The 15164-nt window shown below is 70.6% G+C and carries 11 protein-coding genes; 6 read left to right on the plus strand and 5 right to left on the minus strand.

The genetic code is table 11. The features are described 5' to 3' along the window. Positions 1–112: 112 nt before the first annotated feature. A complete protein-coding gene (locus tag ACWDSJ_RS19235) occupies positions 113–2794 on the minus strand; it encodes a bifunctional acetate--CoA ligase family protein/GNAT family N-acetyltransferase (protein WP_450033402.1) in 2682 nt (893 codons plus the stop codon). After that, positions 2787–4007, minus strand: a complete 1221-nt coding sequence (locus ACWDSJ_RS19240; protein ID WP_450033403.1) for an acetoin utilization protein AcuC — start codon at positions 4005–4007, stop codon at positions 2787–2789. The genes ACWDSJ_RS19235 and ACWDSJ_RS19240 overlap by 8 nt, the downstream gene beginning before the upstream one ends. Positions 4008–4223: 216 nt before the next feature. Here ACWDSJ_RS19240 and ACWDSJ_RS19245 point away from each other — a divergent pair, with 216 nt between their 5' ends. Together ACWDSJ_RS19245 and galE are read left to right on the plus strand one after the other, a co-directional pair. Next, positions 4224–4910 (plus strand): metal-dependent transcriptional regulator, encoded by a 687-nt coding sequence (locus ACWDSJ_RS19245; RefSeq protein ID WP_387356502.1) that lies wholly within the window; start codon positions 4224–4226, stop codon positions 4908–4910. Positions 4911–4913: 3 nt separating this feature from the next. Further along, positions 4914–5894 carry a UDP-glucose 4-epimerase GalE gene (gene galE / locus ACWDSJ_RS19250; protein ID WP_450033404.1) on the plus strand — a complete coding sequence of 327 codons (981 nt, stop codon included), beginning with the start codon at positions 4914–4916 and terminating at the stop codon, positions 5892–5894. A gap of 6 nt (positions 5895–5900) precedes the next feature. Here the strand turns inward: galE and ACWDSJ_RS19255 are convergent, their stop codons facing one another. The 3 genes from ACWDSJ_RS19255 to ACWDSJ_RS19265 form a co-directional block, all read right to left on the minus strand. Next, positions 5901–7151 (minus strand): DUF4192 domain-containing protein, encoded by a 1251-nt coding sequence (locus ACWDSJ_RS19255; RefSeq protein WP_450033405.1) that lies wholly within the window; start codon positions 7149–7151, stop codon positions 5901–5903. A gap of 155 nt (positions 7152–7306) precedes the next feature. Further along, the gene (locus ACWDSJ_RS19260) at positions 7307–8239 is read right to left on the minus strand and encodes an aldo/keto reductase (protein ID WP_450033406.1); all 933 of its coding nucleotides are present in this window, start codon (positions 8237–8239) and stop codon (positions 7307–7309) included. Between the two features lie 21 nt (positions 8240–8260). Further along, positions 8261–8935, minus strand: coding sequence for a sensor domain-containing protein (locus ACWDSJ_RS19265; RefSeq protein WP_450033407.1), 675 nt, complete (start codon positions 8933–8935; stop codon positions 8261–8263). 188 nt (positions 8936–9123) lie between these two features. On the opposite strand from ACWDSJ_RS19265, the gene ACWDSJ_RS19270 reads away from it, so the two are divergent. The 4 genes from ACWDSJ_RS19270 (at position 9124) to speD (ending at position 15117) form a co-directional block, all read left to right on the plus strand. Next, the gene (locus ACWDSJ_RS19270; protein ID WP_387356493.1) at positions 9124–10065 is read left to right on the plus strand and encodes a proteasome assembly chaperone family protein; all 942 of its coding nucleotides are present in this window, start codon (positions 9124–9126) and stop codon (positions 10063–10065) included. A 37-nt stretch (positions 10066–10102) separates the two neighbouring features. After that, positions 10103–12610, plus strand: a complete 2508-nt coding sequence (locus ACWDSJ_RS19275; protein ID WP_450033408.1) for a DEAD/DEAH box helicase — start codon at positions 10103–10105, stop codon at positions 12608–12610. Between the two features lie 167 nt (positions 12611–12777). After that, a complete protein-coding gene (locus ACWDSJ_RS19280; RefSeq protein WP_450033409.1) occupies positions 12778–13890 on the plus strand; it encodes a type III PLP-dependent enzyme in 1113 nt (370 codons plus the stop codon). 9 nt (positions 13891–13899) lie between these two features. Then, entirely contained in the window at positions 13900–15117 is a 1218-nt protein-coding gene (speD, locus tag ACWDSJ_RS19285; RefSeq protein WP_450033410.1) for an adenosylmethionine decarboxylase, read from the plus strand. Positions 15118–15164 lie beyond the last annotated feature (47 nt).

A 15164-nucleotide genomic window follows, 5' to 3' on the forward strand; every position in this document is an offset into this window, starting at 1 on the left:
TCGAGCACCCTTGCGGCAGCGACCGAGGCCAGCGGGGACGACGACCACGAGTCCGGTGTGAGCACGCGCCGTTTACCCGGCGACGACGGCGAGGGCGCGTCAGGAGGCGCGGTCAGGCCAGGCGGCGGGGGCCGACGTCGAAGCGGCTGGGCTCGGGGCCTATTCGGACGCGGGCGTAGAGGATGGCGGCGCCCTGTGGGGAGGCGAGGATCGGTTCGAGGGCCAGTTCCCGGACCTCGGGGAGGTCGTCGCAGAGGGCCGAAATCCGTTGCGCCAGTTGGGCCAGCGCGTGTTTGTCGACCGGTTCGCCCACCGTCCGACCGGGTACACCGGTTCGGCCGCCGAGGAGCGGGGCCGCGCGCGGGGCCGCGATCAGTGCCGCCGCCTCGGCCTCGGTCAACGGCAGGGCTCGGTAGACGCGGTCGCCGAGCAGATCGATGATCGTGCCGGACAGCCCGAAGGCGATGACCGAGCCGAAGGACGGGTCGTCCTGGACCCGCAGGACACAGCCCAGGCCCTTGGTGGCCATCCGCTGGATGTGCACGACCTCGTTGCCGGACAGTTCGGCCAGATCGTCGTAGGCGCGGCGCACGGCCGAGGGACGCCACAGGTCGAGACGGACGCCGGACAGGTCGGGGCGGATCCGCCACAGTTCGCCGGTCGCCTTGGCCGCCACCGGGTAGCCGAGTTCCTCGGCGGCGGCCTCCGCCGCGTCGGCGTCGCGCACCTCGCGGAACTCGACCACATGCACGCCGTAACAGGCGAGCAGCCGCACGGCGTCGAGGTCGTCGAGCCAGTCCCCGTCGGGTGCGCGAGACATCCACTGCCCCACCAGGTCTCGCGCCCGCTCGGTGTCGAGATCGGCGGGGCGGACGACGGTGGAGATCGGCCGGGTCCGCCAATCCGCGTAGCGGCGCACCCGGCCCAGGGCGCGCGCCGCGCGCTCGGGTTCGGGATACGACGGGATCGAACCGCGCTCGACGATTCCGCCGCCGCCGCGCACCGCGAGCAGATTCGGAATGCCGTGCTCGGCGACGAAGGTGGTCAGCACCGGTTTCGACCCGCCCTCGGCGCCGGAGCGGATCGCCTCGGCGAAGGCCGCGATCGATACCGGAACCGGCGGCGCGAAGATCACGATCAACGCGTCGATCTCCGGGTCGCGCGCGGCCGCGGCCACGGCGGTCAGATAGTCGGCCGGGTCGGCCTGCGGACCCAGATCGGTCGGTTCGCCGACCGTGAGCCCCTCGCCGCGGGCCGCGTCCACGGCCAGCCATTCCAGGGCCGCGCTGTTGCCGATCACCGCGAGCCGCGGCCCGGCCGGAAGTGGTTGATACGCCAGCAGCATCGCGCAGTCGAACATCTCCGCGATCGTGTCCACCTGCACGATGCCCGCCTGCGCGAACAGGTCTCGCCCGAGGGAGCGTTCGAGCGGGCTGAGCGGCGTCGCGTTGCGGCCGTTGCTCACCACGACGACCGGTTTGGTGCGTGCCACCCGCCGCGCGATCCGGGAGAACTTGCGCGGGTTGCCGAACGTCTCCAGATACAGCAGCACCACGTCGGTGTCCGGGTCGGTGTCCCAGTACTGGAGCAGATCGTTGCCGGACACGTCGGCGCGGTTACCGGCCGAGACGAAGGTCGACAGACCCAACCGGCGCGCGGCCGCCTCACCGAGGATCGCCGCCCCCAAAGGCCCGGACTGACAGAAGAATCCGACCCGGCCGCGGCCGGGCAGCACGGACGCGAGGGTCGCGTTGAGCGATACGGCGGGATCGGTGTTGGCGATACCGAGGGCGCTCGGCCCGACCACTCGCATCCCGTGCCCGCGCGCGGCGTCGACCAGATCGCGTTCGGCCGCGTACCCGGCCGGGCCGGTCTCGGAGAATCCGGCGGTCAACACCAGCAAACCCTTGACGCCCTTGGCCATACAGTCGTCGAGCACCGATTTGATCTCGGTGGACGGCACCGCCACCACCGCCAGGTCCACCTCGCCGGGGATGTCGCGGACGGTCGGGTAGGAGGGCACGCCGCGCACCGCCGAGCGGTTCGGGTTGACCGGATAGATCGGACCCTGGAACACCGCGCCCAGCAGATTCGCCAGCACCGCGCCGCCGACCCGGCCGGCGGACGGGGTCGCGCCGATCACCGCCACCGAACGCGGACCGAGCAGATTGCCGACGCTGCGCGCCTCCGACGCCCGCTCCCGCGAATCCCGAACGGTCAGCAGGGCTTCGGTGGGATCGATGGCGAACTCGAGATGCAGCACCGAACCGTCGCGGCTGCGCCGCACCTGATATCCGGCGTCGCGGAACACGGTCACCATCGTTTTGTTCTCCGCGAGGACCTCCGCGACGAAGGTGTCGATGCCGTTCTCGGCGGCGGCGCCCGCCAGATGTTCCAGCAGGATCGAGCCGAGGCCCCGGCCCTGATGCCCGTCGGCCACCACGAACGCGACCTCCGCGGCGCGGGCGCCCGCGCGGTCGGGGAGCAACTCGTAGCGGCCGACCGCGATGATCGCCCCGCCCAGTTCCACCACCAGGCCCACCCGATCGTGATAGTCGACGTGGGTGGTGCGGAACAGATCCTTGGGCGTCATCTTCGGATACGGCCCGAAATAGCGCAGATAGCGGGTGCGGTCGGACAGGCCCGCGTGGAAGCGTTGCAGATCCTCGGCGTCGGCGGGGGTGATCGGTCGCAGCCGCACCACGCCGCCGTCGGAGGCGAGCACGTCGGCGAACCAATGTTGCGGCGGCGGAGGCGGATCCGCCGGGGTGGCGGCATCGGACAGTTCAGTCACGAGGGTCCTCCGGATCCAGGCCGAGCAGCCCGAAAGACGCTCGGCGCGTGGCCAATACGGACATGTCGACGGCGCGCTGCGCGCGATCGAGGCGCGCGTCGCCGGTCTCGGCGGTGCCGCCGGGACCGTCCCAGCGCGCGAAGGCGGTGTCGGCGCCGTCGCTCATGGTGGCCGGCGGTTCGACCAGGGGCTGATACGCGCGGACCAGGTCGACCCACTCCCCGGGAATCGGTGTCGCCGGGTCGATGTCGCGGTCCAGGGCCGTCGCCAGCAGATGCGTCCACGCCCGGGGCACCACCCGGATCAGTCCGTACCCGCCGCCGCCCACCGCGAGCCAGCGGCCCTCCGCGTAGCGGTCGGCGAGTTCGCGCATCGCGATGTAGGACGCCCGTTGCCCGTCCACGCTCAGTTCCAGATCCGCCAGCGGGTCCTCGCGATGCGTGTCGGCCCCGCACTGACTGATCAGCAGCTGCGGCCGGAAGGCCGCCAGCGCGCCGGGCACCACGGCGTGAAAACCCCTGAGCCACTGCGGATCTCGCGTTCCGGGCAGGACCGGCAGATTGATCGCGGTGCCCTCGCCCGGACCCGCGCCGGTCTCCTCGGGCCAGCCGGTGTTGGGCCACAGCGTCGCCGGATGCTGATGCACCGACACCGTGAGCACCCGGGGGTCGCCGTAGAACGCCCGCTGCACGCCGTCGCCGTGGTGCACGTCGACGTCGACGTAGGCGATGCGGTCGAAGCCGTGGTCGAGCAGCCACGAGATGGCCACGGCCACATCGTTGTAGACGCAGAAGCCCGAGGCCGCGTCGGCCATGGCGTGATGCATGCCACCGCCGATGCTGACCGCCCGGCGGGCCCGGCCCGCCGCGAGCTCCCGCGCCGCGGCCAGCGTGCCGCCGACGATCACCGACGCCGCCTCGTGCATGTGCGGGAACACCGGATTGTCGTCGGTGCCCAGCCCGTGCGCGGCCGCCGCGCCGGGCGGCAGCGAGGTCGCGTGCCGGACCGCGTCCAGGTAGGCCGGGGTGTGCACGCGCAGCAGATCCGCCTCACCCGCGGGATCGGGGCGCACCGTCTCGATCCCGTCGAGCAATCCGAGGGCGCGGGCGAGTTCGATGGTGAACCGCAGCCGCGCCGGTTTCATCGGATGCTGTGGCGTCCAGGCGTACTCGAGGAACCGGTCCGTCCACACCACCGCGGCGTCGCTAGCCATGGATCTCACGCTAGTGCACGCGAACACGGGGAAGCACGGAGCGGTTTTTGTCGTTGGAATGCAGTAGAAATGCAGCTGATGCGGCGCGCCGACCCGGGGCGCGCCTCCAGGGCACGCGCGTCGAGTCCTCGAGGTTTCCGCAGGACGAGCCACATATGCCGACGCCGGAGTTACGGCCGCGCATGGGTAGAATTCGTGCCGACGAAGGGGTAACAGGTGAAGGATCTGGTCGACACCACGGAGATGTATCTCCGGACCATCTACGACCTCGAGGAGGAGGGCGTCGTTCCGCTGCGCGCGCGGATCGCCGAACGCCTCGAGCAGAGCGGCCCGACCGTGAGCCAGACGGTCGCCCGGATGGAGCGCGACGGTCTGCTGACCGTCGCGGGTGACCGGCATCTCGAGTTGACCGAGAAGGGCCGTGCCATGGCCGTCGCCGTGATGCGCAAGCATCGGCTCGCCGAGCGGTTGCTCGTCGACGTGATCGGCCTGGACTGGCAGAACGTGCACGCCGAGGCGTGCCGCTGGGAACACGTGATGAGCGAGGACGTCGAGCGTCGCCTCGTCGAGGTGCTCAACAACCCCACCACCTCCCCCTACGGCAATCCCATTCCCGGACTGGACGAACTCGGCGTGATCGCGCCCGGCAGCGCCGACGAGCGCCTGGCCCGGCTGTCGGATCTGCCCGCCGGACAGGTCTCGGCGGTCGTGGTGCGGCGGCTGTCGGAGCACATCCAGAGCGATCCGGAGATCATCGGCCAGCTGCGCGAGGCGGGCGTGGTCCCCGACGCCCGCGTGACCGTGGAGACCCGGCCGGGGGTGGTCGTCATCTCCGTGCCCGGCCACGAGGGCTTCGAACTGTCCGACGAGATGGCACACGCCGTGCACGTGAAGTTGGTCTGAGCCGTGAAACTTCTGGTGACGGGTGGTTCCGGATACGTCGGCGGCGTCTGCGCGCAGGTGCTGCTCGAGGAGGGCCACGAGGTGGTCGTGGTCGACGATCTGTCGACCGGCAACGCCGACGGCACGCCCAGCGGCGCGAAGTTCGTCGAGGGCGATATCGCGACCGTCGGGGTGGAACTCGTCGAGTCCGAATCCTTCGACGGCGTCTTGCACTTCGCGGCGCAGTCGTTGGTCGGGGAATCGGTGCAGCAACCGGAGAAGTACTGGTACGGCAATGTGGTCAAGACCCTGGCGCTGCTGGAGGCCATCCGCCGCACCGGAACTCCGCGGCTGGTGTTCTCCTCGACCGCGGCGGTGTACGGCGAGCCCGAGCGGGTGCCGATCACCGAGGACGCGCCGACGCGCCCGACCAATCCCTACGGTGCGTCGAAACTCGCCATAGATCACGCCATCACCTCCTATTCGATCGCGCACGGGCTGGCGGCGACCAGCCTGCGCTACTTCAATGTCGCGGGCGCCTACGGCGGCCTCGGCGAGAACCGGGTCGTGGAGACGCATCTCATTCCGCTGGTGTTGCAAACCGCGCTGGGACACCGGGATTCGATCTCGGTGTTCGGCACCGACTACCCGACGCCGGACGGCAGCGCGGTCCGCGACTACATCCACATCCGGGATCTGGCCGACGCGCATCTGCTGGCGTTGGCGCAGTCCCGGCCGGGTGAGCACCGGATCTTCAATCTGGGCAGCGGCACGGGTTTCTCGGTGCGCGAGGTGATCTCGGCGTGCGAGCGGGTGACCGGCCGCACCATCGCGGCGGTCGACGCACCGCGCCGCGCGGGCGATCCGGCGGTGCTGGTCGCCTCGAGCGAACGGGCCGTCGCCGAGCTGGGCTGGCGGCCACGTCACAACGATCTCGACGAGATCGTCTCGGACGCTTGGGATTTCCTGCGGTCGCTCGGCGATCGGGCGCACAGCGCCCGCTGAGCGCGCTCATCGGCCCGGCTCGTTCGGGTCGAAGCCCAGATCCACGCCGAGCGCCGCGGCCTTGTCGCGGCCGCTGCGGGCCAATTTGCGCACCTCCTGGGGTGGCATGCCGGTGCGCAGGGCCGTCTCGAGCAGGGTCGCGATGCCGTGCTCGGCGTCGGCCTCCAGCGCGGCGGCCAGGGCGACCCCGGCGAGCGGGCCGTCGCCGCGCAGGTAGGCGGTGAAGCCGAGCAGGGTGGCGGCCTCCGCGCGGTCGAATCCGGTGACGGCACGGCACAATTGGGTCCACGCGGCCTCGGCGGCCGCGGCGTGCGGGCCGACCGCGAGCGCGAACTGGGCGTCGCGCACCGTCGGATCCCGCAGGGCCACCGCGAGATCCGCGAGTTCACGCGGCTCGAGCCGGTCGCCGGAGTCGACCGTGGCGACCAGCCACAGCACCATCTCGAGGGCGGCGCGGCTGTAGCTGCCGGGCTCGGCCCGGCACACCGCCCGCTCGTAGCGGACGCGCGCGTCCTCGGCGGCGGCGTCGAGATGCGCGGCCACCGCGGCCGCGGCCGCCGGATCGGGCGCGACCACCGCGGCCAGTTCGGCGCGCGAGGTGCGGATGGGCCGCCCGTCGAGCACGTGCGCGAGCGCCACCGGTGACGCGGCCGGATCCGTCTGCGTGCCAACCGATTCCGGGTCGAGCAGGCTCCACCACGGCGCGTCGGCGGCGATCTCGGCGACCGCGCACGCCTCGGCGATCAGCACATCCTCCGCCGCCAGCGCGCCCGCCAGCACCCGCAGCAGTTCCCGGTGACGGGCGGACCGCCGCCCGGCCCGTCCGGATCGGGGCGGACCCGCCCGGTCGTCCACGATCAGCACGAGTACCGCGAGGGTCTGTTCCTGCACGCAGATCGCGGCCAGCTGCCCGGCCAGCCGGGCCCACGCGCCGCAGCCGGAGACGTCCAGGTCGTGGCGGGCCACCGTTCCCAGCCGCACCGACCCCGACTCGCCGGGGGCCTCCCCCAGCATGCACACCACCAGCGAGCGCTGCGGCACGAAACCGAGCAGCGCCGGGACGGCGGCGACGAACTCCGCCGGATCGTCCACGCGCAGGACGGGATTCGGCCACATCGGCTCGTCGGCGGAGTGGTCGGGGCCCGCGCCGCGGGGTAAGGCGGATCGCTCCCGGCAGCGGGGCGAGCGGCAGACGCGGGCGCGGGGCGCCTCGACGGAGCGGTTGTCGTCGGGCATCGGTTCGGTCGGTGTCGTCATGCCAACCAGCTTGCGCGCCCGGCACTCTCGCCCGAGCCCGCCGACCTGGGCTTTCGGGTCGCCTGGGGATGCCTTTTCCGGTTGTGGACAAGGCGGGTCCGCGCGGGCGCGTACCGCGAGATGTGTCGGACCCGGCTGCTAGGGTGTCGCCGCCGCTACTGCGACGCGGCGGTCAGCGAGGCCGATTCGGCGTCGCTCAACCGCAATTCGCCCACCGCCAGCAGGTCGGTCAACTGCTCGACCGTGCGCGCGCTCGCGATCGGCGCGGCGACGGTGGGTTGCGCAGCGAGCCAGGCCAGCGCGACGGTCGCCACCGCGACGCCGTGGGCGGCGGCGACCGCGTCCAGCGCGTCCAGCACGCGCAGCCCGCGCTCGTCCAGGTAGACCGCCGCACCCCGCGCGCGGGGGCTGTCGACCTCCGCGCCCGGACGGTACTTGCCGGTCAGAAAGCCTTTGGCCAGTGCGTAATACGGCACGGTGGCCAGATTCTCGGCCTCGGCCAGCGGGAGCACGTCGCGTTCGAAGTCCGCGCGTTCGACGAGGTTGTAGTGCGGTTGCACGGCCACGTAGCGGGCCAGGCCCTCGCGGTCGGCGACGGCCAGCGACGCGCGGATGCGGTCCGGGGACAGGTTGGAGGCGGCGACGTAGCGCACCTTGCCCGCCCGCACCAGCTCGTCGTAGGCGGCGACCGTCTCCTCCACCGGCGTGGCCGGATCGTCGTAGTGCGCGTAGTAGAGATCGATGTGGTCGACGCCCAACCGCCGCAGCGACGCCTCGACCGCGCCATGGATCGCCTTGGCGGACAGGCCCTCGTTGGGTGGGAGGCGGCTGCCCTTGGTGGCGATCACCACGCGGTCCCGGTTGCCGCGCGCGGCCAGCCATTCGCCGAGGATCGTCTCCGATTCGCCGCCGCTGTTGCCCGGCACCCACGCGGAGTACACGTCGGCGGTGTCGACGAAGTTGCCACCGCCCGCGACGTAGGCGTCGAGCACCTCGAACGACTCCGCGCGGTCGGCGGTCCAGCCGAAGACGTTGCCGCCCAGGCAGAGGGGGAAGACGTCCAGATCCGTTGTCCCGAGTTTCGCCATGTTCCCGAACCTACCCCCGGTTCAGCCGTTCCGAACGTCGGCGACGGCGGCGGTGAACAGCTGATCCAAGCCCGCCGCGTCGGGCGGGCCGTCGTCGTAGCTGAGATAGGTGACCGCCACGCGCACATCGCCCACCTGGCCCAGCAGCGTCCGCATGGTCCGGGTCAGGCCGGGTCCGCTCACCTGTCCGGCCACCGTGCGGTCCAGCGCCAAGGTGTCGTCGGCGTCGGCGGAGGGTGCCGAAACGATCTGTGTCACAACCATATTCGTGAGCGAACCGCGGGTGGCGCGGACCGCGCCGCAGCGTTCGAGCCGGGCGCGCAGCTCGGCCAGCGCGCCGTCGGAGCGGGTGAGCTGGACGGTGAGCGTGGAACGGGTCGTGTCGTCGGTGCCCACCTCGATCGCGCCCCGATCCGGCGCGAAGGACGGCACGGGTTCGGCGCAGTCGGCGGGTTCGACCCGCGCGCCGTCGGCGACGCCGCTGAGATCCGCGGCCGCGCGGGCGGCCCGCTCGGCGGACAGCACCACGGGAACGTACCGCGCCGGAAACTGCTCCCGCCCCGGCAGCAACCGGGTGAGCGACCCCTCGACGTGCCCGCCGCGCGCGGCCCGCGGATGCCCGGACACGGTCGCGCCGCACGCCGCCAGCACCCCGGCCAGCGCCGCGCATCCGAGGGCACGGCCGAGCGCGATCACGGACCCCACTATGGCCGAAACCGCAGGACACCCCGGGCAGGCACGCCGCGACGAACCGGCGGAATGCCGATGGGACAGGTGTTGTTGTCCGGGTGCGGTCCACCGCCCCGGCTCGGCCTCCGATACGAATGAGAGACAATGGAGGTGGTCGGCGCGTCGGGACGGGCCACCGCAGGAAGGAGTACGCGATGGACTACGAGTCGCGAATGTACGAGCTGGAGTTCCCCGCTCCCCAGCTGTCGTCCGCCGACGGGGCGGGTCCGGTGCTGGTGCACGGGCTGGAGGGGTTCACCGACGCCGGCCACGCGGTCCGACTGGCGACGACCCATCTGCGCGAGAGCCTCGAATCGGAGCTGGTCGCCTCGTTCGACGTGGACGAGCTGCTCGACTACCGCTCGCGGCGGCCGCTGATGACGTTCAAGACCGATCACTTCGCCGACTACGCCGACCCCGAGCTGAACCTGTGGGCGCTCAAGGACACCACGGGCACCCCGTTCCTGCTGCTTGCGGGGCTGGAACCGGATCTGCGCTGGGAGAAGTTCGTGACCGCGGTGCGGTTGCTGGCCGAACAGCTGGGCGTGCGCCGCACCATCGGTCTGAGCGCGATCCCGATGGCGATCCCGCACACCCGCCCGCTCGGCGTCACCGCGCACGCCAGCGACCGCGACCTGATCGGCGACCACCAGCGCTGGCCCGGCGAGTTGCAGGTCCCCGGCAGCGCCTCGTCGCTGCTGGAGTACCGGCTGGCCCAGCACGGGCACGAGTCCATCGGGTTCTCGGTGCACGTGCCGCACTACCTCGCCCAGACCGCCTACCCCGAGGCGGCCCAGACGCTGCTGGAGAACGTCGCCGACAACGCGGGCCTGCACCTGCCGCTGGCCGCGCTCGGCGAGGCCGCCGCCCGGGTCCGTGAGCAGGTCAACGAGCACATCGCGGGCAACGCCGAGGTCGAGACCGTCGTGCACGCGCTGGAACGTCAGTACGACAGCTTCGTCAGCGCCCAGGAACGCCAGTCCAGCCTGCTCGCGGGCGACGGCGAACTGCCCACCGGCGAGGAACTCGGCGCGGAGTTCGAACGCTTCCTGGCCGAACAGACCGGGTTCGGCGACGACGAGGACGAGCGCCCCTAGACAATTCGCTCGACGGCTGCCGGTAACGTTGAGCGACGTGCAGCTGTCCGAACTGATCCCCGATCGCGCGGTGTCCGACGTCGATCCGGATTGGCTGTACGAGAGTTTCGCCGAGTGGACCCTGAGTCAGGGCCTGACGCTGTATCCGGCGCAGGAAGAGGCCCTGCTCGAACTCATGACCGGGTCCAATGTCATTCTGGCGACCCCCACCGGTTCCGGGAAGTCGATGGTCGCGGTCGGCGCGCACTTCGCGGCGCTCAATCGCGGGCAGCGCACCTACTACACCGCGCCCATCAAGGCCCTGGTGAGCGAGAAGTTCTTCGCCCTGTGCGAGGTGTTCGGCGCGGACCGGGTGGGCATGGTCACCGGCGACGCCGCGGTCAATCCCACCGCCCCGATCATCTGCGCGACCGCCGAGATCCTGGCGAATCTGGCGCTGCGCGAGGGCGCGGCGGCCGACGTGGGCCAGGTCGTGATGGACGAGTTCCATTTCTACTCGGACCCCGATCGCGGCTGGGCGTGGCAGGTGCCGCTGCTGGAACTGCCGAGGGCCCAATTCCTGCTCATGTCGGCCACTTTGGGCGAGGTGGACTTCTTCGCGAAGGACCTCGAGCGCCGCACCGGTCGCTCCACCGCGGTCGTCACCGGCACCGAACGTCCGGTGCCGCTGCTGTTCTCGTATGTGCGCACGCCGATCACCGAGACGCTCGAGGAACTGGTCACCACCAACCAATCCCCGGTCTACGTCGTGCATTTCACGCAGGCCGCCGCGCTCGAGCGCGCGCAGGCGCTGACGAGCGTGAACTTCGCGTCCAGGGCCGAGAAGGACGCCATCGCCGAGGCCATCGGCTCGTTCCGGTTCTCCAGCGGATTCGGCAAGACGCTGTCGCGGCTGATCCGGCACGGCATCGGCGTGCATCACGCGGGCATGCTGCCCAAGTACCGCCGCCTGGTGGAGCGGCTGGCCCAGGAGGGTCTGCTCAAGGTCGTCTGCGGCACCGACACGCTCGGCGTCGGCATCAACGTGCCGATCCGCACGGTGCTGCTGACCGGGCTCACCAAATTCGACGGCGTGCGCACCCGCCGCCTCAAGGCCCGCGAGTTCCATCAGATCGCCGGGCGCGCCGGGCGGGCGGGGTACGACACGATGGGCACGGTCGTGGTCGAGGCGCCCGAACACGAGATCGAGAACGCGCGGCTGCTGGCCAAGGCGGGCGACGATCCGAAGAAGCAGCGAAAGGTGCAGCGCCGCAAGCCGCCCGAGGGTTTCGTGTCCTGGTCCGAGGACACCTTCGACCGGCTGGTGGCCGCCCAGCCCGAGGCGATGGTGTCCCGGTTCCGGGTGACGAATTCGTTGCTGCTCAACGTGATCGCGCGGCCCGGCAACTGTTTCGACGCCATGCGGCATCTGCTCGAGGACAACCACGAACCGCGGCCCGCGCAGCGCAAGCACATCCTCAAGGCGATCCGGCTCTACCGCGCGCTGCGCGACGCCGGGGTGGTCCAACAGCTCGACGAGCCGGACGAATTCGGCCGCCGCGCCCGGCTCACCGTCGACCTGCAACGCGACTTCGCCCTCGACCAACCGCTGTCGCCGTTCGCGCTGGCCGCGCTGGAGTTGCTTGACAGCGACGCCCCGACCTACACACTGGATGTGGTGTCGGTCATCGAGTCCACGCTGGAGGATCCGCGTCAGCTGCTGCTCGCCCAGCAGCACAAGGCGCGCGGCGCCGCGATCGCCGAGATGAAGGCCGACGGCATCGAATACGACGAGCGCATGGAGCTGCTCGAGGACGTCACCTGGCCCAAACCGCTGGCCGAGCTGATCGAACCCGCCTTCGAGACCTACCGCGCGGGCCACCCGTGGGTGTCGGAGTTCAGCCCCGCCCCCAAATCGGTGGTGCGCGAGATGATCGAGCGCTCCATGACTTTCGCCGAACTGATCGGCGAATACGAGCTGGCGCGCTCGGAGGGTCTGGTGCTGCGCTACCTGGCCGACGCCTACCGGGCGCTGCGGCGCACCGTGCCCGAGTCGGCGCGCACCGAGGAACTCGACGACATCACCGAGTGGCTGGGCGAGCTTGTGCGCCAAGTGGATTCGAGCCTGCTCGACGAATGGGAGCAGCTCACCAATCCGGGCGCGGAGACCGACGACGATCAGCTCGTCTTCGGCGCGGAGACGGTCCGCCCGATCACCGCCAATGAACGCGCCTTCCGGGTGCTGGTGCGCAACGCCATGTTCCGGCGGGTCGAACTGGCCGCGCTGGGCCGCTGGGACCGGCTCGCCGAACTCGACGACGGCCCCGACTGGGAGGCCGAGCTCGAACCCTACTTCGCCGAGTACGGGACGCTGGGCACGGGACCGAACGCGCGCGGACCGCGGCTGTTCCAGATCGAGACCCGGCCGGGGTTCTGGCGGGTGCGCCAGGTGCTCGACGATCCGGCCGGCGACCACGGCTGGTCCATCGACGCGGTGGTCGATCTCGCCGAGTCCGACGCGGCCGGTGACGTGGTGTTCGACGAGGTCACGGTGACGGCGGGATGAACACGTCCCGTCACCTGCCCGTCAGCGCGATGATCTTGCGCCGAAAACCCGCGGCGTGAGCAAGCCGACGTCAATCCGGTTCGTTTTTCCCGGCACCCTGCTGATACTGTCTCGCTCGCTGCCCGCAGCGGGAGGCTGCCCAGAAGAAAGAGAGTTCCCTTAGATTGTTGAGTCCAAACGCGCCCGAGTCGCCCTGTCTCGTCATCGACCTCGCCCGGGTGCGCGACAACTACCGCGCACTGCGCTCCGCCCTACCCACGGCGCGAATCAGGTTCGCGGTCAAGGCCTCTCCGATGCCGGAGATCATCCGGCTGCTCCGCTCCGAGGGCGCGGAATTCGACGTCGCCAGTATCGGCGAGATCGAGCAGTGCCTGAGCCTGGGCGTCGACCCGGCCGCACTCTGCTACGGCAATCCGATCAAGAAGGCGAGCCACATCGCGGCCGCCCACGCCGCGGGCGTGCGCCGCTACGCCTTCGACACCGAGGACGACCTCGAGCGCATCGCCGAGTACGCACCCGGGTCGGAGGTGGAATGCCGGTTCCTGGCGTCCGCGCCGCAGTCGCAGACCCCGTTCGGCACGAAGTTCGGCTGCGCGCCCGGTGAGGCGGTGCGGCTGCTGGTGCGGGCACGCGATCTCGGGCTGACGGTGGCCGGACCGTATTTCCATGTGGGCTCACAGCAATTGGATCCGGACGCGTGGCGGATCGGTCTGGAACAGGCGGGCGCGATCGCGGAAGCGCTGGCGGTCAAGGACATTCCGGTCACCGCCGTGAACATCGGTGGCGGACTTCCGATTTCGTACGCCGATCCCGCGCCCGCGCTGCCGGAGCTGACTACGGTGATCGCCGCGGCGGCGGCGCGCCATCTCCCGGAGCACACCGATCTGGTGGTGGAACCCGGCCGTGCCCTGGTGGGCAACGCCGGTGTGATCCACGCCGAGGTCGTGAACGTGCGCACCGCGCCGGACGGGCGGCGCTGGATATACCTCGACATCGGCCGCTACAACGGCATGGCCGAGACCGAGAACGAGTACATCGCCTACCGGATCGAAACCTTACGAGACGGTGACCCTGTCGACGAGGCGGTGATTGCCGGTCCTACCTGCGACGGAGACGATGTACTCTACCAACGCACGCGGGTTCTCCTCCCCACCACGCTGCGAGCCGGTGATCCCGTTCGGATCCTCGATACCGGCGCTTATACGGCGAGCTATTCGTCGGTGTCCTTCAATGGTTTCCCGCCTCTGACCGTCCGTGTCATTGGCGCTGAGCGAGAGTGAGTTTGGCCCATGACGGCAGAATTCACCGGTTGGCATGTGCTGGCCGAGTTCGGTGGCGTCGACGCAGCCCTCTGCGACGATCTCGAACGACTCGAAACAGCGCTTCGAAAATCGTTGCTGGGAGCCGGTGTCACCATCTGCGACGTGACGCACAAGAAGTTCGATCCGCAGGGTGTCACCGTGTTGGCGCTGTTGTCGGAGTCGCACGCCTCGATTCACACCTATCCGGAATCGGGCGACATCTTCGTCGACGTGTTCACCTGCGGCAGTATCGGCGCGGGCGCCACCAAGGCGGTGGAACTGCTCCAGGCCGAGTTGTCGCCGGGCAGTGTGCACATGGAGGTCATCCAGCGCGGGCACGCGGCGCGGCGGATCCACGAACCCGTCGGCGAGGGCCTGACGCGGGTCTGGGAGCTGCAGGACGTCATCGTGGACACGCGAACCCCGTTCCAGCACATGGTGATCGCGAGGACCGCGCAGGGGGTGTCGCTGTTCTCCGACGACGACCGGCAGTCCACCGAGTACTCCCAGCTGACCTATCACGAGGCCATGCTGGTGCCCGGGTACGCGCTGGCCGCCAAGCTGGACAAGGTGCTGATCATCGGGTCCGGTGAGGGCGTGGCGTCGCAGATGTCGGTGGCCGCCGGGGCGTCGCTGGTCGACCACGTCGACATCGATCAGCTCGAGGTGGAGCTGTGCGCGAAGCATCTGCCCTACGGCTACACCGAGGCCGATCTGGCCGAGGCGGTCGCGCGGACCGGGCCGATCAAGATGCACTACGCCGACGGCTGGGACTTCCTGGCGCGCGCCGAGGCGGCGGGCACCCGCTACGACATGATCGTGATCGATCTGCCGGACGAGCGGGTCGAGGACGCCCAGCACAACCGCCTCTACGAGGACGAGTTCCTGCAGCGATGTAAGGCGCTGCTCGCCGAGGGCGGGGTGCTCGCCGCGCAGGCGGGCTGTCAGACCATGTGGCGCAACGAGACCCTGGAACGGTCCTGGGACCGGTTCCACAGCCTGTTCGACACGGTCGTGCCGTATGTCAGCGACGAGCACGAGTGGACGTTCCTGTTCGGCACCTCGGCCGCGCTCGCGGATCCGGTCGCGAAGATGACCGAGACGCTGGCGACGCTGCCGTACCGGGCCGAGACGATCGACGCGCGGGCCCTGGTCCGCGGCGCGATCGAGCCGCACGCCCTGCGCGCGGGCGTCGGCGTCGGCTGACTGCGCGGATTCGGCGGCGGGGCGGTCCCATGACGGGGCCGCCCCGC

The organism is Nocardia sp. NPDC003482, assembly GCF_053588115.1.

Coding starts and splice junctions, on each gene's coding strand:
- ACWDSJ_RS19260 (WP_450033406.1), bottom strand. CDS start 8,239: ATGGCGAAACTCGGGACAACGGATCTGGACGTCTTCCCCCTCTGCCTG.
- ACWDSJ_RS19255 (WP_450033405.1), bottom strand. CDS start 7,151: ATGACGACACCGACCGAACCGATGCCCGACGACAACCGCTCCGTCGAG.
- ACWDSJ_RS19270 (WP_387356493.1), top strand. CDS start 9,124: ATGGACTACGAGTCGCGAATGTACGAGCTGGAGTTCCCCGCTCCCCAG.
- ACWDSJ_RS19240 (WP_450033403.1), bottom strand. CDS start 4,007: ATGGCTAGCGACGCCGCGGTGGTGTGGACGGACCGGTTCCTCGAGTAC.
- speD (WP_450033410.1), top strand. CDS start 13,900: ATGACGGCAGAATTCACCGGTTGGCATGTGCTGGCCGAGTTCGGTGGC.